12 protein-coding genes and 1 pseudogene are annotated in these 15,642 nt (G+C 63.8%); 5 read left to right on the top strand and 8 right to left on the bottom strand.

Annotated elements, in window-relative coordinates; all coding sequences use genetic code 11:
* Positions 1–89: 89 nt before the first annotated feature.
* Positions 90–267: pseudogene (locus tag HU766_RS26260) on the top strand (MFS transporter); the annotation flags it as partial.
* Positions 268–387: 120 nt separating this feature from the next.
* Here HU766_RS26260 and HU766_RS21535 read toward each other — a convergent pair.
* Positions 388–999 (bottom strand): LysE family transporter, encoded by a 612-nt coding sequence (locus HU766_RS21535; protein WP_186660441.1) that lies wholly within the window; start codon positions 997–999, stop codon positions 388–390.
* 101 nt (positions 1,000–1,100) lie between these two features.
* On the opposite strand from HU766_RS21535, the gene HU766_RS21530 reads away from it, so the two are divergent.
* The gene (locus HU766_RS21530) at positions 1,101–2,075 is read left to right on the top strand and encodes a helix-turn-helix domain-containing protein (protein ID WP_186660439.1); all 975 of its coding nucleotides are present in this window, start codon (positions 1,101–1,103) and stop codon (positions 2,073–2,075) included.
* Between the two features lie 23 nt (positions 2,076–2,098).
* On the opposite strand, the gene HU766_RS21525 is transcribed toward HU766_RS21530, so the two are convergent.
* Complete coding sequence (locus HU766_RS21525) at positions 2,099–2,950, bottom strand: CAP domain-containing protein (protein ID WP_186660437.1); 852 nt, start codon at positions 2,948–2,950, stop codon at positions 2,099–2,101.
* Between the two features lie 270 nt (positions 2,951–3,220).
* On the opposite strand from HU766_RS21525, the gene HU766_RS21520 reads away from it, so the two are divergent.
* Positions 3,221–5,386 (top strand): TonB-dependent siderophore receptor, encoded by a 2,166-nt coding sequence (locus tag HU766_RS21520; RefSeq protein WP_186660434.1) that lies wholly within the window; start codon positions 3,221–3,223, stop codon positions 5,384–5,386.
* Between the two features lie 9 nt (positions 5,387–5,395).
* Here the strand turns inward: HU766_RS21520 and HU766_RS21515 are convergent, their stop codons facing one another.
* The 5 genes from HU766_RS21515 to HU766_RS21495 all read right to left on the bottom strand — a co-directional run bounded on the left by HU766_RS21515 (position 5,396) and on the right by HU766_RS21495 (position 9,876).
* On the bottom strand, positions 5,396–6,007 hold the full coding sequence (locus HU766_RS21515) for a cell wall hydrolase (RefSeq protein WP_186660432.1): 612 nt from the start codon (positions 6,005–6,007) through the stop codon (positions 5,396–5,398).
* Positions 6,008–6,041: 34 nt separating this feature from the next.
* A complete protein-coding gene (locus HU766_RS21510) occupies positions 6,042–6,959 on the bottom strand; it encodes an AEC family transporter (RefSeq protein WP_186660430.1) in 918 nt (305 codons plus the stop codon).
* 110 nt (positions 6,960–7,069) lie between these two features.
* Positions 7,070–7,933 carry a LysR family transcriptional regulator gene (locus tag HU766_RS21505; RefSeq protein ID WP_186660427.1) on the bottom strand — a complete coding sequence of 288 codons (864 nt, stop codon included), beginning with the start codon at positions 7,931–7,933 and terminating at the stop codon, positions 7,070–7,072.
* A gap of 81 nt (positions 7,934–8,014) precedes the next feature.
* A complete protein-coding gene (locus HU766_RS21500) occupies positions 8,015–8,863 on the bottom strand; it encodes an ABC transporter permease subunit (protein ID WP_033697438.1) in 849 nt (282 codons plus the stop codon).
* Positions 8,860–9,876, bottom strand: a complete 1,017-nt coding sequence (locus HU766_RS21495; protein WP_186660425.1) for an ABC transporter substrate-binding protein — start codon at positions 9,874–9,876, stop codon at positions 8,860–8,862. The genes HU766_RS21500 and HU766_RS21495 overlap by 4 nt, the downstream gene beginning before the upstream one ends.
* A gap of 186 nt (positions 9,877–10,062) precedes the next feature.
* On the opposite strand from HU766_RS21495, the gene HU766_RS21490 reads away from it, so the two are divergent.
* The gene (locus HU766_RS21490; protein ID WP_186660422.1) at positions 10,063–11,991 is read left to right on the top strand and encodes a S8 family serine peptidase; all 1,929 of its coding nucleotides are present in this window, start codon (positions 10,063–10,065) and stop codon (positions 11,989–11,991) included.
* Here the strand turns inward: HU766_RS21490 and HU766_RS21485 are convergent.
* Entirely contained in the window at positions 11,988–14,132 is a 2,145-nt protein-coding gene (locus HU766_RS21485; protein ID WP_186660420.1) for a methyl-accepting chemotaxis protein, read from the bottom strand. The two genes, HU766_RS21490 and HU766_RS21485, sit on opposite strands and share 4 nt — an antisense overlap.
* Positions 14,133–14,319: 187 nt before the next feature.
* Between HU766_RS21485 and HU766_RS21480 the strand changes: the two genes are divergently transcribed.
* Positions 14,320–15,639, top strand: coding sequence for a Na+/H+ antiporter family protein (locus HU766_RS21480; RefSeq protein ID WP_186660418.1), 1,320 nt, complete (start codon positions 14,320–14,322; stop codon positions 15,637–15,639).
* Positions 15,640–15,642: the final 3 nt, after the last annotated feature.

Below are 15,642 nucleotides of genomic sequence, written 5' to 3'. Positions count from 1 at the left end.
GCGTAGCGGCCCCGACAATCTATGCGGCGAAGCTGAAATCTGGGGCCGCTGCGCGCCCCTTTCGCGACGCAAGGCCGCTCCTACAATCGCCTGGCTTCAGCGTGATCGGCCTGGCGCTGACAGGCGTGCTGTTGGACTTTGCGGTGCAGATGAACATTTCTGGGCGGGGCGTTGGGCTCGGCGGTGGCCAGTGCGCTGTTGGCCCAGTTCGGCTGGCACGGGGTAGCGTTGATCGTGTTCCTCATCCAGGCCCGGCGGGGTTTGTAGGAGCGGCCTTGCGTCGCGAAAGGGGCGCGTAGCGGCCCCGACAATCTATGCGGCGAAGCTGAAATCTGGGGCCGCTGCGCAGCCCTTTCGCGACGCAAGGCCGCTCCTACAAACGGCCGCTCAGCGGCCCAGGGGCAACGCCACGCCAATCACGACGAACAATGTCCCGCAGCAGCGATTGAACCCTTTGCCGCCTTTGGCCAGCCAGGGCCGAATGCGAAACGCCAGCCGTGCCAGCAGGTACTCGACCACAAACTCCACGCTGGCAAAGGTCGCCGCCATCACCACGAACTGCAGCAACAGCCCCCGTTGGGGGTCGAGGAACTGCGGCAGGAACGCGCCATAGAACAACAGCACCTTGGGGTTGGCCATGGCCGACAGCAGCCCCTGACGGAACAGGCTCGCATTGCTCAAGCGCGGGGTTCGCTGGGTCACCTCCAGGTGCAGCGCCGGGCTGCGCCACAGCTGCACACCCAGCCAGACCAAGTAGGCGCCACCCACCCACTTGAGGATGCCAAGCACCGATGCAGAGGTTTGCAGCAGTGCACTGAGGCCGAACATCGCCAGGGCGATCAGGGCGCTGAAGCCGAATACCCCGCCAACGATGGTGAACAGGGTGCGGCGCGCGCCATACAGTGCACCGTGGGTCAAGGCCAGCAAACTGTTAGGGCCTGGGGTCAGCGACAGGCCAATGCTGGCCAGCAGGTAGATAAGCCAAGTGTCGAGTGCCATGGGCAATGCCTTGTAGGGTCACAGGGCGCCAGTCTAGGCCACGACGACGTTTTTAGAGGGTATTATCTGGACATTCTATGGTTCAATCCGGACGCCCTGCGATGCCCCCTGATATCCGCCTGCTGATCGTGCCGCTGCCGGAGTTCGCCTTGCTGCCGTTCGGGGCGTTTCTCGACAAGCTCCGCTTCAGCGCCGATGACGAAGACTACAGCCGTCAGCGCTACTGCAGCTGGACCCTGGCAGGACTGACCCGCGAGCCGGTGGCCGCCAGCAGTGGCGTGGTGGTGCAGGTAGAGGCCATCGCCGAACAGCTCGACCTGCAGCAGTACGATTACCTGGTGCTGTTTGGCGGCCGCAACGCCATGGCCACCGCCGAGCTGGCACCGTCTTACAAGGGCTTGCTGAAACGGGCCGCCAAGGCTGGCGTCAAGCTGGTGGGTGTCGATAACGCCGCGTTTCTACTGGCCGCGTGCGGCCTGCTGGAGGGGCACGACGTGGTGGTCCACTGGCGGCATGAGGCCGAGTTCCGTACCGCGTTCCCTCACCTGAAGGTCCTGCGCGATCAGCTTTATTGCATTCAAGGCGGGCGCATCACCTGTGCTGGGGGGACGGCGGCCGTCGACCTGGCCGTAGAACTGTTGTCGCGCGCCTGTGGGCGAGCCCGAGCGCTGAAGGGCCTGGCCGACATGCTGGTAGACGAAACGCGCGATAGCCGCCACGCCTTGCGCTCGCTGGAGCTGGGGGTGGGGCAGGGGCGGCAGGTTCAGCGCGCATTGGCGTTGATGCGCCATCACCTGGGTTCACCGTTGTCGGTCGAGCACCTGGCGGCAGAGCTGTGCATCAGCCGTCGGCAGCTCGATCGACAGTTCCTGGCCAGCCAGGGCATGAGCGCCAAGGCCTGGTGGCGGGAAATGCGCTTGCAGCAGGCGCGCTGGCGGTTGCTCAATTCCAGCCACAGCCTGGCGCAGATTGCCGATGAAGTCGGGTTGGGCGATGCCAGCCACCTGGGCAAGTGCGTGCGACGGCGGTTTGGCTGTACGGCGTTGCAGCTGCGCAGCGGGGCGGCTGCTGGCTGAGGCCGCCCAGGCTGTTCAGGTGCTTATTGCGGGGTACCGAACAAGGCCGTCCAGTAGATCCCGGCATCACTCTTCGGGTCCACCGCATAGGCGGCCCCCAACTCGCGGAAATCAGGGTTCATCAACGTAGCGCAATGCCCAGGGCTGGCCAGCCAGCCGTCGACTACCTTGTGCGCGCTGTCGCGGCCGGCAGCGATGTTCTCGCCGACCTGCTGATACAGGTAACCGGCCAACTCCGCTCGATCGCCGGGGGTACGGCCGTCCTTGTCGATGTGGTCGAAGAAGTTCTGGTTGGCCATGGCCCGGGTGTGGTCGGCGGCCACGCCGGCCAAGGTGGTATTCCAGGTCAGCGCCGGGGCGCCAGCAAAGGGCTGGCCGCCGCACTGGCGCGGCAACTTGCGCGCAGCGTTGATTTCCTGCAGCACCTTCTGCCCCTCGGCTTGCCAGTCACCGAGGCGCCCGCTGAGCAACGGGCGGGCGAGGACGATGCGCCAGTCGCGGCCTTCCTGGCTGACGCCGATATCGACGAACTGCGGGTCGAGCACCACTTGGCAGAAACTCTCTTCGATAGCATGCATGGCCGCTTGTGCATCACGCGGGCCCGAGAGGCTGATCGCCTGCACGTTGACCATCGGGTAGGCAGCGCGGGTCATGGCCTGCTGCAAGTCGCGGGTGCCCTCGGGGGACAATGCCAGGCGGGTGTCGCTGTTGAGGGGGGGAAGCTCCAGCGACGCTTCGCCACCGCAAGGCTGGGCCTTGCTGCGGTAGGCATTGATCGAATCGATCAGTTGCCCCTCTTCGCCAGTCACAGCGAAGGCCCCGGTCGAGATGACCAGGCCCAGCGACAAGGCGGCAACAGATGACAGGACGCGCATGTGAATCTCCCTATGACTGGCAGCGTCGTGGTAAGCGCTGCTCATCCTACACAAGCCCAGGGTTTTTGGCCCGGTATCGTGTAAAGCAATGAAAACGCCGGCAATCGTTGCAGGCGGCAAAAGAGGGAGTAGACCACTGGTCGGGCAAAAAGTGCGATCACTTGGTAATCATTCTTAGTTTCGGCTAGAAACAATACTCAATCGCTTATACCCTATGCCCGCAGTTTCACCGTGCCAGGAAGGCCCCATCCCGTTATCGAGGCGCCTTGCATGGCACGATCCCGTCAGTATCAATCGACCCTTCTCGCCGTCTGCTGTTCCGTGGCCGTTACCGCCCAGGCGGCTGACGGTGTGATCCAGCTGGACGCCACCGCCATCAATGCCGAGTCCGCCAAGCGCAAGGGCGAAGCCCCGGAAGCCTTTGCCGGCGGCCAGGTTGCCCGTGGTGGCCAGATGGGCGTGCTGGGCAATCAGGACATGATGGACGTGCCGTTCACCATGACCAGCTACACCTCGCAGTTGATCGAAGACCAGCAAGCCGAGGACATCGGCGATGTACTGCTCAATGACCCGGCGGTGCGCCAGTCGTTCGGTTTCGGCAACCAGTCGCAGGTCTTCGTCATTCGGGGGTTGCCGCTCAACGGCGATGATGTGGCGTTCAATGGTCTGTATGGCGTGCTGCCCAGGCAGATGATCAGCACCGATGCCGTGGAGCGGGTCGAGCTGCTGAAAGGGCCGAACGCCTTTCTCAACGGCGCCAGCCCCACGGGTACTGGCCTGGGCGGTAACGTCAACCTGCAGCCCAAGCGTGCCGGCGATACGCCGACCCGCCGCTACACCCAGGACATCAGCAGCGATGGCCGCCTGGGTGAGCACCTTGACCTCGGCCAGCGCTTTGGTGAGGACAATCGTTTTGGCGTGCGCCTGAACCTGTCGCAACGTGAAGGTGAAACCGCAGTCGACGACCAGGACCAACGCAGCAAGCTGTTCATCGTCGGCCTCGACTACCGTGGCGACAAGCTGCGCCTGTCTACCGACATCGGCTATCAGAAACAGCGGGTCAACCATATGCGCAACTCGGTACGCCTGGGGGCTGGCCTGAGCGATATACCCCGGGCGCCGGATGCCGACCATAATTATGGCCAGGACTGGGCCTGGACCGAGACCGAAGACACCTTCGGCATGGTCCGCGGCGATTACGACTTCAACGACACCTGGAGCGGTTACCTGGCCGGGGGCGTCAAGCACACCCACGAAAACGGTTTTTATGGCACGCCGGTTCTCACTGACGCCGCCAGCGGTGCTGCCACCATCGGCGGTTCGAAAATCCCCCATAACGAAGACAACACCACCTTCATGGGCGGCATCAACGGCCGCTTGCAGACCGGCCCGGTCAGCCACCAACTGAACCTCGGCGCTGCCAGCATCTGGACCCAGCAAGAAAACGCGTTCGTCTTCTACAATTCGCAGGCCACCAACCTCTACCACACCGACCCGTTGCCCAAACCCACCACCCCCACCTTCACCGGTGGCAAGCTGGACGACCCCGGGGTTACCGGCAAGACGCGCAACCGCAGCCTTGCCGTGTCCGACACGCTGGGCCTGTTCGACGATACCTTGCTGGTCACCGTCGGCGTGCGGCGCCAGCAGTTGCGCGTCGAAGGCTATGCCTATGACGGCGAGGGGCCGGACCTTGGCCGCAACGCCTTCTACGATGAGTCGGTCACCACGCCTGTCTACGGCATCGTCTACAAGGTCAACCCGTCGATCTCGCTGTACGCCAACCGCATCGAAGGGCTGGCCCAAGGTGCGACTGCATCGGGCCAGGTGATCAATGCCGGGGAGGTGTTCCCGCCGGCCAAGACCAAGCAGGTCGAGGCCGGGGTCAAGCTCGACTACCAGACCTTCGGTGCCAACCTGGCGCTGTTCCGTATCGAGCGGCCCACCGACGGTTTTGTTCAGGGCGATGTTTTCGTCCAGGATGGCGAGCAGGTCAACAAGGGCGTCGAGCTGAGTGTGTTCGGCGAGCCGGTGCAGGGGCTGCGCTTGATGGCCGGCGGAACGCGCATGGACACCGAGCTGAAAAACACCCAGGGCGGGGCCGATGACGGCAACCATGCGGTCGGGGTGCCGACCTTCCAGTTGAACGCCAGCGTCGATTGGGACGTGCCTGGCTTGCAGGGCGTGGCGCTCAACGCCCGTATGCTGCGTACCGGGGGGCAGTACGCCAACCCGGCCAACACCCTCAGCCTGCCGACCTGGAACCGCTTCGATGTGGGCGCACGCTACCGCTTCAAGGTGCAGCAAAAAGAGGTCACCCTGCGCATGAACGTGGAAAACCTCACCGACAAGCACTATTGGGCTTCCGCCAACGGCGGCTACCTGACCCAGGGCGACCCGCGCCTGGTCAAGTTCTCCGGCTCGATTGACTTCTGAGCGCGCCGATCAGCGGGCGAGCGCCTGGTGAGGCTTGTAGAACAGAAAGTGCGTGGTCTCGGCCGTCCTGCGGTAGGCCTTGGCCCACTGCGGGTGCACATTGCGGTCGTGAAAGTACAGCGCCCCGCCGGTGGGGTCCTTGAGCTGCTGGTTCAGCGCCTTGCGCGCGATCTCTTTGGCAATGTCGTAGCGTTGCGCCTCTTCAACCTGATCGGAGCGCCCGTCGCACCACCAGGAAAACTGGCAGGCCTTGGTCTCCACGCCCTGCTTGACGACGCCGCAGATGGTGTCTGGGAAGCCATCGTGGCCCAGGCGGTTGAGCACCACGCTGGCCACTGCGGTCATGTCCTTGGCATCGGCACCCTTGGCTTCCCAGTAGATGGTACGGGCCAGACAGGTGATGCTGTCGTCCAGCGGCGACTTGCCGGCCGGGTCGACGGCCTTCACCTCGCCCGGGGTGATGGTCTCGGCCTTTTTCGGTGGCGGGGCATCCTCCACCACCTTTTCCTCAAGCACTTCGGCCTTGTCTTCGGCGACGGCGGCCTTGGCCGTGTCAACTGCGTGCACTGGGCCTGCAAGCAGGGCGCTAGTCAAACCGATCAGCATCCACGAAAAGCGCATGGCCGAGCTTCCGAACTGTGGGTTGAATCACAGTCTAGCCAAGCGTAAGCATTAGCACCAAAGGAAGGGTTGCGGCAGCGGCCACGGTCTGCAGGGCGATGATGGTGGCCATCAGCGGTGCATTGCCGCCCATCTGCCTGGCCATCACATAGGAAGAGGATGCGGTAGGCAGCGCCTGGAACAGCACAGCCACCACCGCCGCCTGGCCACTCAGGCCGAACACGCGGCACAGGCCCCAGGTGGTCAGCGGCATCACCAGGAACTTGAATGCCGACGCCGCCATCAACGGGCGCACCTGTTGGCCGACGCGGGCGCCCCCCAGGGCCGCGCCCACGCACAGCAGGCCCAGGGGCAGGGCGGCCTGGCCGAGGGCCTTGACGGTAGGCTCAAGCCCTGCGGGCAAGCCAAGCCCGGTGACCCGCAGCAGCAGGCCGCCGGCACAGCCAACGATCAGTGGGTTGGCGAAAATCGCACGCAACACCGTGGCCGGTGAGCTGTGGCGGGCGCTGAAACGGGCGAACACCAGGACGCACAGCAGGTTGACCAAGGGCACGATGGCGGCATTGGCCACCGCCGCCAGGGCGATGCCGGCACTGCCATAGATACCGGCGGCCAGGGTGGCGCCGATGTAGTTGTTGAAGCGTACGCCACCTTGGAATACCGAGGTGAAATCGGCGCCGTCATGGTTGACCGCACCTTGGTAGAGCACCAACAGCAGGGCGCCGAGCAGGGTCGAGAGCATCAGCACACCGACCATGCCCAGCACCGGCACCCCGTCGAGGTTGGCAGTGGCCAGGCCGTGGAGGAACAGCGACGGCAGCAGCACGTAATAGCTCAGGCGTTCAGCACCGGGCCAGAAGGTTTCGGCAAGAAAACCGCGAACACGCAGAAAGGTGCCCAATGCGATCAGCAGGATGATCGGTAACAGCGTGGTCAGCAGCAGGTGGAGCATGGTCGGCCTTCCGTAGTCGGGTACTGCTACAGCCTACGGGGGCGCTTTGGTTTGGAAAAACGTTGTTTTCTTCAGCGACCGTTGAGAATAAATGCACGGTTGCTTTGGGCTCAGGCCTCAAGTGCTGTCTTCAGTACCGCGCTCAAGTGGCGCCGCTGACTTTTTTCATGTTCCAGCAGCACCACCCGCCGCGTCAGTTGCGGCTCGCCAAAGGGCAGGCAGGTGGCCGCCGGCAAGCGTTGCAGGTCTTCGTCGGCCATGGGGATAATCGCCACCCCCAGGCCCATCACCGCCATGCGTGCCAGGGCTTCTTGGCTGTCCAGCTCCATCTGTTCGCTCACTTGCAGGTGCTGGCGGCGCAGCTCCTGTTCGATCTGCCGCCCGGCCCAGGCGCGCTTGTCGAAGCGCAAAAACGGTTGGCTGGCCAACAGCGCTGGCAGGCTCTGGCCCGCCAGCTCGGGGCTGGCGATGGCCCAGAAGCGGTCAGCGAACAAGGGTGTGAAGACCAGGCTCTGGGGGTAGGGGCTGATTGGCTCGGTGGTGATCGCCGCATCGAGTTCGCCGTCTTCGACGCGCCGCGCCAGTTCCGCCGACATGCCTGAAGCGACGCTGATATGCAACTGCGGGTGATGGGTCTTGATCCACAGCAGCGCCTTGGGCAGACGCCGGGCCAGCACGGTATGGATCGCCCCCAGGCGCAAGCGGCCGCGCAAGCTCGGGCCACTGGTCAAGGCGTCGGCCAATTCGTCATAGGCGCCGAGGATGCCCTCGGCGCGCGCTACTGCCAGCTGGCCGGCTTCGGTCAGCACCACCTGGCGCCGGCTGCGATCGAACAGGCTGACCTGCAGCTCGTCTTCGAGGCTCTTGATGTGCAGGCTCACGGCTGAAGGGGTGAGGCTGAGCAGGTCTGCCGCTCGGGCAAAGGTGCCGTGGCGGGCGATGGTCACCAAGGTGCGCAGGGCTTTGAGGGACACGCTGAAAGCCTCCAGGGCTGAGCGGACGGTAGCGCATTGTCAGCGCCGGCCCGGTCGCCGGCAAGCCGGCAGATGCCGAGATCAGCGTTTGACCTGCCCATACGCCTGGCTGATGCGGTCAATCACCATGGCCAGGGCCACGATCGCCAGCCCTGCTTCAACGCCCTGGCCGACGTTGAGGGTCTGAATACCGGCCAGTACATCCTCACCCAGGCCGCGCGCGCCGATCATCGAAGCCACCACCACCATCGACAACGCCATCATGACTGACTGGTTGAGGCCGGCCATGATGCTCGGCAGGGCCAACGGCAGGGCAATGCGCTGCAGCCGCTGCCAGCGGCTGGCGCCCAAACCGTGTGCGGCTTGCAGCAACGACGGGTCGATCTGCCGCAAGCCCAGGTCGGTCAGCCGCACCAGTGGCGGCAAGGCGTAGATCAGGGTGGCGAACACTGCCGGTACCTTGCCCAGGCCAAACAGCATGAGCACCGGGATCAGGTAGACGAAGGCGGGGAGTGTCTGCATCACATCCAGCACCGGCATCAACAACCGCCGAGCCAGCGGGCGTGACGCCAGCAGGATGCCCAGCGGCACCCCGACCAGCACGCACAGGCCGGTGCTGACCAGCACCAGGGCCAAGGTCTGCAGCAGCTTGTCCCACAGCCCGAGCACGCCGATCAAGGCGAGCAGGGTAACCATCGCCACGCTGCGCAGTACGCTGCGGCTGGCATGCCAGGCGAGCAGCCCGACCAGCAGCAAGAGTGCCCACCAGGGCAGCAGGCGCAGCAGGTTCTCCAGGCTTACCAACAGTTGCAGTAGCTGGTCCGAGACGCTGCGCAGGTGATCGCCGTAGTTCAGCACCAGCCAGTCGACCAGTTGGTTGACGCGTTCAGCGAAGGAAAATTGCAGCGCTTCGGGAAAGCCGCCACTCATAGGCTGCCCTCGACCTTGGCGGCGACCTCTGCCGGCAACCAGGCTTTCCAGACGTCTGGGTTGTCACGCAGGAAGGTGAGGGCAGCCTTGTTCGGCGGTGTGCGTTTTTCGCTCATCTCGGCCAGGGCGCGGTTGAGCCGATCGATCGGCAGGTCGACCTTTTCGAACACGGCCACCAAATCCGGGTAACCCTCGTGGAACGCCTTGGACACGCCAATCGACAATTTGGCCGGCAGTGACTGGCTGCCTTGCGGGTTGGGGTTGCTGGCATCTGTCAGGGTGGCCCAGGCCTGGGCATTGAAGGGCGGTTCTTGCAGGCGTATCAGTTTGTAGCGCCCCATCAATGGGGTCGGGTTCCAGTAGTAGAACAACACCGGTTGACCGCGCCGGATCGCGGAGCCGATTTCGGCATCCAGCGCCGCGCCGGAGCCACTGCGAAAGTTGCTATAGCTGTCGCTGAGCCCGTAGGCCTTGAGCTTCTGGCTGTTGACCGTTTCGGAGGTCCAGCCGCTGGGGCTGTTGAGGAAGCGCCCTTTGGCCGGCGACTCGGGGTCGCGGAACACCTGTGGGTAGCGCTTGAGGTCATCGACACTGCGCAGGTCCGGCGCCAGGGCCTTGAGATTGCGCGAAGGGTCGCCTTCGATCACGTAAGCCGGCACCCACCAGCCTTCCTCGGCGTGCTTGACGGTATCGCCCAGAGCGAACACTTGCCCGGCCTGTTCGGCCTTGACCCAGGCGGGGCTGCGCCCGGCCCACTCCTCGGCGATCACCTGCAGGTCGTTGCGGGCCAACGCCACTTCCATGCTCACGGTGCTGCCAGGCAGGGTGTCGGTGGGGTAGCCATACCCACGCTCGACGATCAGCCGCAGTATTTCGGTGGTCAGGGCGCCGCTTTCCCAGCCAATGGCGCCAAATTGAATGGGCGTGGTGCGCTCCGCTGAGGCGGCGCTGTCGGTGCTGGCCAGGCCGGCGGCGAGCAGCAGGCTGGCCAGCAACGTTGGAATTTTTTTCATCGGGGCCTCGTGGGTTGTCATTCCAGTTGCCGCGAAAGTGTAGTCGAAGGTACTTGTAGCCGAAGTTGCTGCGGCCCCTGCTGCACCAGCAGGAACCGCTTCTGTCTAGGCGCGTTGGATACAGGTTGCAAGGCTAAGCACCTGTGCCCGCGGCCGCTGGGCATGTAGCGCTGACAGGAGTACGCAATGGGTTTCAATCTGGATTTCGTGTATTACCGCAACTTCAGGTTCGATGGGAAGTTTCATGTGCGTTGTACAGGGGACGACCTGCACAAGGTCAAGTCCATCCAGTATCTACTTGAGCGCGAGGTCCCCGAAGGTGTGGTTCAGCTGGATGGCGTTAACGTGCTTTCACAGGTTCACAGTGGCAGGGTCGCCAATCATGGATGCCCTGCCACCCTCAGTTGCGAGGTGCTGGCAGGTACCTACAGGATCACCCCGTTGGTCACGCTGATCGACAGCGAAGTCATCAAGCAGGACCTGGACGCTGATGCAGACGCTACCTTGCGTGAGGGGCCATTGCTGATCGAGGTCAGTGAAGGTGAACTGACCCGGCGCATTCTTGATACGGTGCCGCTGTCGTCGTCCAACACCCGGCGAAGGCGGGCCACGCAGGAGGGCGCAACGCTCCCGCCTCTGCCTGAAGGGCAGCGTTACCCCGCGCTGATTCTGGTGTTCAGTGAAGGGGGGCATGCGCGTTTCATGGCTGATGTGCAAGCTGATGCCAGCTCGTCATTGGCCCATGATTGGCCCGGCCTTCAGCAAATCATTGACCTGCAACCGTTTCTGGAACCTCACGAGCGTGAGGATGAGCACTTGCAGGTACTCGCCAACCACTACTGGGTCGAGCAGCCGCAGGGCATGCCCAACGCAACCTTCAGCGCCCTGGTCCAAAGCCTGAATGGGCTTGCGTACGTTGAAGACACCGCACTGCTCCCACCGCAACTCGAACCGGGCAATCTGCTGGCCTTCGCTGCTGCCGCTGTCATCGCGACGCTGCTGACTGGCGGCGCCTACGCCGCTGGCACCAATGCCAATGAGCAAGCGCAGCCCACACCCGACTTTGAAGCGCTGCAGCGCTACCTGAGCGAGCCAGACAGCAGCGCCAAAGGCTTGAACATCCGCAACGCATGGCAGGCGGGTGTGCAGGGCAGAGGGGTACGCGTGCATTTCTCCGACGGTGGGCTCTATGCCAATCACGAAGACTTGCGTGGTAACCCCAGGCTCAAAGTCATCCCGCCAACAGTCGATTCAGAGCCTGACCACGGCACGGCTTCGGTGGGGGTGTTGCTGGCACATGACAATGGGTTGGGCATGACCGGTATTTGCCATGCCGCAGAGTTGTTCCTGTATGACAACCGTGCCTACGATGCACGTGGGTATTCTCAGACACTGAAAAAGCTGCTGGCTTATGCAAGGGCTGGCGATATCGTTGGCGTCAACCGCCAGACAGCCAATGTGAATGTCCTGGGGACCTTCCTGCCCTCTTTGCATGACAGGACCTGGTGGGATGTCACCCGGTCGCTGACCGAGCGAGGCGTCGTGGTGCTCAATGCGGCGTGCAATGGTACCAGCGTGTCCGATCACAACGCCCGTACCACTCAAGGTTACGGCGTCGACCTGGAGCAGTGGCGTTACTTCGACGACCATGGTGAGGCCGATGCAATTCTGGTGGGCGCCTGCCATTCCTGGGATGGCAAACCGCATCAGTACTCCAATTACAACTATCGCTACCGCATGCTCAATGGCTGGGGGGATAGCGTCGCAACGCTAGGGTATGGGGCATTGCAGGACAAGAACGGGCACGATCGCGACTACACCAGCACCTATGGGGGGACCTCCAGTGCCACGCCGATGGTGACCGGTGCCCTGGCCTTGATCCAGTCGTATGCCATCGAGCAGCACCACCTGTACCTGAACGCCGACCAGATGCACCTGCTGGTGATGCAATCGGGGTATAGGGACGCTACGTTGCCCGACGCCAGCAGGCTACCCATGGGCGCCCGGCCGAATGTGCTGGGCGCCTTGGTGTTGCTCGATCAAATCCTCCAGGCCGGTCGGTTTCACTTGCCGGACGATGGTTTCTGCGGCGACGAGTGCGCGCCTCAGGCCTAGACCCGGAACTGATCCATCAATGCCTGCTGCTGGTTGGCCAGGCTATTGAGCGACTGGCTGACCCGCGCCGATTCGTTGGCCTGCCCTGACAGCGACTCGGTCACATCACGAATGGTCGCGACGTTGCTGTTGATCTCCTCGGCCACTGCGCTTTGCTCTTCGGCGGCCGAGGCGATCTGCAGGTTCATGTCGGTGATCACCGTCACTGCTTGGCCGATGCGCTGCAGCGCGGTGACGGCCTGGCCGACTTGTTCCACGCCACCCTGGGCCTGGCGGTGGCTGTTGTCCATGGCGCCGACCACTTCGCGGGTACCGGCTTGCAGGGCTTCGATCACCTGGCGGGTTTCTTCCACCGATTCCTGGGTGCGTCGGGCCAGGTTGCGCACTTCATCGGCGACTACGGCAAAACCACGGCCTGCCTCGCCGGCGCGGGCAGCTTCGATCGCGGCGTTGAGCGCCAGCAGGTTGGTCTGTTCGGCAATCGAACGGATCACTTCCAGCACCGAACCGATCTTCTCGCTGTTCTGTGCCAGGCCTTCGACTTCGGCCATGGCATTGTTCATGTCGGCAGCCAGGGCGTCGATGCTGTGGGTGGTGCGGTCGATCACGGCCAGGCCTTCACGGGTGGCCTGGTCGGCTTCACGGGCCGCCTGCGCGGCCTGGGCGGCGCTGCGGGCAACGTCCTGGGCGGTGGCGCTCATCTCGTGCGAGGCAGTCGCCACCTGGTCGACCTGGCGGTACTGCTGCTCCATGCCGGCGCTGGTTTCGCTGGCGATGGCCGAGGACTGGTCGGCGGTGCCTCGGGCGGCCTGTACCGATTGCTTGACCTCGGCAATGGTCGGCTGCAGCTTGTCGAGGAAGCGGTTGAACCAACCCGCCAGCTCGCCCAGTTCGTCGTGCTTCTGGTAGGTCAGGCGACGGGTCAGGTCACCTTCGCCGCTGGCGATGTCCTTGAGCATCGCTGCCACACCGAGTATCGGCCGGGTAACACCGCGGGCCATCAACCACACCAGCAGCAGGCCGGCGATCGCAGCGGCCAGGCCCAGGCCCAGCTCCAGCAGGGTGCCGCTGGTGTTCAGTGCGTCCAGTTCCTGCTTCAGCGTTTCGGCAGGCCCGGTCAGCGCGTTTTCCGGTACATCCAGCAGCACGCCCCAGGGCTGGGCGCCGGGGATCGGCTCGAAGGCAGCAAGCACCTTGAGGCGCTGCTGGTCATGCAGGATGCTCAACTTGCCTTCGGCCAGCTTGCGCACCAGTTCGGCACCCTTGGCCGTGTCGACCTGGTCGAAGCGCTGGGCCAGCTTGCCGGCATCGGCGCTGTAACCGGCCAACAGGCCCACCGGGCTGAGGATGCCGACGGTGGTGCGGCCTTCGTACAGACTGCGGCTGGCATTCTGGGTCAAGGCCTGCAGGCTGTTGAGGTTGATGTCGATGGACAGGGTGGCGATCACCTTGCCGTTGACTGCCAGGGGGAAGACGATGCTGGTCATCAGCACCCGCTGGCCATCGATGTCATAGAAGTAGGGCTCCACCACGCAGACCTTGCCAGTGTTGCGCGGGCACACCCACCAGGTGTTGGCGGGCTGGCCGCTGGGGCCGATCTCGGTGTTGGCCATGTCCTGTTCGGGCAGGGCCATGGCCGTCAGCTGGCCGGCACGCGGTTGCGACCAGTACAGGGCGAAACGCCCGGTTTCGTTGCTGCCCAGCTCGGGCTTGGCGGTGAACAGGTTGTCCTTGTTGTCCAGCGCGTTGGGCTCGAACACCAGCGACAAACCGAGCAGGTCAGGGTTGGCCTGCAGCGCGGCACGTACCTGGCGCGTCATGTCCTCGCGCAGGTCGTAGGCATCGAGAAAGCGCTTTTCGGCCTGCTCGCGCAGGAACAGTACCTGGCGGGCGAAGCCGGCGCCGTACTGGTAGGCGTCCATGAACTGACGGCGAATGTTCAAGGCCTGCACTTCACCTTGCGACTCGATGCGCCCCTGGGCCGCCTCGGTGAGCATCTGCATGCTGCTTGCCTTGACCAGGTCTGAACTGTGGTCCATGCGGTACAGCGAGAGGCCGACGAGCAGGGTGACGATACCGGCCAGGCAGAGACCGGCAAGCAGGGTGATCTTCCACTGGATGGAAAGTTGTCGCAAAGGCATGGGCGAATCCCTTGTAATAGTGCTGGCTGACGACTGTGTCGGCCGTGGCGCTTTTTTCTTTATTCAAACGTTCAATTTAAACTCGAAGGGGCTGGGTAATGCGCCGACACGTGGCGCTTTTGACATCTGCCGCCCACTGCTTCAGAGTGCCCGCTTTTTTGTCCGCAGCTACGAGGAAAGCCAAACCATGAATGCAGTGATCGCCGCAGTCGGCATCATGCTGATACTCAGCCTGTCGCGCGTGCACGTGGTCATCGCCCTGATCATCGGCGCGCTGGTCGGTGGCCTGGTCGGCGGGCTGGGCATCGAGGGGACGCTCAAGGCCTTCAATGGCGGCCTGGGCGGGGGCGCCACAGTGGCGTTGTCGTATGCGCTACTGGGAGCCTTTGCGGTAGCCATCGCCAAGTCCGGGCTGGCGCACGCCCTGGCTGACCGTGCCCTGGCCATGATCGATCGCCAGGGCCACGCCAATGGCGACAAGGTCAAGTGGCTGCTGATCGGTCTGATGCTGGTGGTGGCGGTGTCGTCGCAGAACATCCTGCCCATCCACATCGCCTTCATCCCGTTGCTGGTGCCGCCGCTGCTGTATGTGGTGACGCGTTTGCGCATCGACCGCCGGCTGATCGCCTGCGTCATCACCTTTGGCCTTATCACGCCGTACATGTTCCTGCCGGTGGGCTTTGGCAACATCTTCCTAAACGAAATTCTGCTGGCCAACGTCGCCCGGGCCGGGGTCGATGTGAGTGGCGTCAACGTCACCCATGCCATGGCTATTCCGGCTGCGGGCATGCTCGCCGGCCTATTGCTGGCGGTGTTGTGGAGTTACCGCAAGAAGCGCGATTACGACCTGGCGCGTATCGAGCAGGTCGAGCAGGTGAGCGTGCAATACAATCCGTTGACCCTGATGGTCGCGGGCCTGGCGATCGCCGCAGCGTTCATTGTTCAGCTGTGGCTGAACTCGATGATCATCGGCGCCATGGTCGGGTTCCTGATCTTCTCGCTGTCTGGCATCGTGCGCTGGAAAGACACCGACGACCTGTTCACCGAAGGCATGAAGATGATGGCCATGATCGGCTTCATCATGATTGCCGCCTCGGGCTTTGCCGATGTGATGAAGGCCACCGGCGAGGTCAACAGCCTGGTCCAGGCGTCAGCGCAGTGGATCGACCACAGCAAGGGCGTCGGCGCTTTGCTGATGCTGCTGGTGGGCCTGCTGGTGACCATGGGCATCGGCTCGTCGTTCTCCACCGTGCCCATCCTGGCGGCGATCTTCGTGCCACTGTGCGTGCAGCTGGGCTTCGACCCACTGGCCACGGTGTGTATTGTCGGCACCGCGGGGGCGTTGGGGGATGCTGGTTCGCCAGCGTCGGACTCGACCCTGGGGCCGACCTCGGGCCTGAATGTGGATGGCCAGCACCACCATATCTGGGACACCGTGGTGCCGACCTTCCTACATTACAACCTGCCGCTGTTGGCCTTCGGCTGGTTGGCGGCGATGACGCTGTAAGGC

Source organism: Pseudomonas sp. SWRI77, from assembly GCF_014269105.1.
Taxonomy (GTDB): Bacteria; Pseudomonadota; Gammaproteobacteria; order Pseudomonadales; family Pseudomonadaceae; genus Aquipseudomonas; species Aquipseudomonas capeferrum.
This window is presented reverse-complemented; position numbering and strand designations above follow the sequence as displayed.

Coding starts and splice junctions, on each gene's coding strand:
- HU766_RS21510 (WP_186660430.1), bottom strand. CDS start 6,959: ATGCTCCACCTGCTGCTGACCACGCTGTTACCGATCATCCTGCTGATC.
- HU766_RS21515 (WP_186660432.1), bottom strand. CDS start 6,007: ATGCGCTTTTCGTGGATGCTGATCGGTTTGACTAGCGCCCTGCTTGCA.
- HU766_RS21525 (WP_186660437.1), bottom strand. CDS start 2,950: ATGCGCGTCCTGTCATCTGTTGCCGCCTTGTCGCTGGGCCTGGTCATC.
- HU766_RS21520 (WP_186660434.1), top strand. CDS start 3,221: ATGGCACGATCCCGTCAGTATCAATCGACCCTTCTCGCCGTCTGCTGT.
- HU766_RS21530 (WP_186660439.1), top strand. CDS start 1,101: ATGCCCCCTGATATCCGCCTGCTGATCGTGCCGCTGCCGGAGTTCGCC.
- HU766_RS21500 (WP_033697438.1), bottom strand. CDS start 8,863: ATGAGTGGCGGCTTTCCCGAAGCGCTGCAATTTTCCTTCGCTGAACGC.
- HU766_RS21480 (WP_186660418.1), top strand. CDS start 14,320: ATGAATGCAGTGATCGCCGCAGTCGGCATCATGCTGATACTCAGCCTG.
- HU766_RS21485 (WP_186660420.1), bottom strand. CDS start 14,132: ATGCCTTTGCGACAACTTTCCATCCAGTGGAAGATCACCCTGCTTGCC.
- HU766_RS21490 (WP_186660422.1), top strand. CDS start 10,063: ATGGGTTTCAATCTGGATTTCGTGTATTACCGCAACTTCAGGTTCGAT.
- HU766_RS21535 (WP_186660441.1), bottom strand. CDS start 999: ATGGCACTCGACACTTGGCTTATCTACCTGCTGGCCAGCATTGGCCTG.
- HU766_RS21495 (WP_186660425.1), bottom strand. CDS start 9,876: ATGAAAAAAATTCCAACGTTGCTGGCCAGCCTGCTGCTCGCCGCCGGC.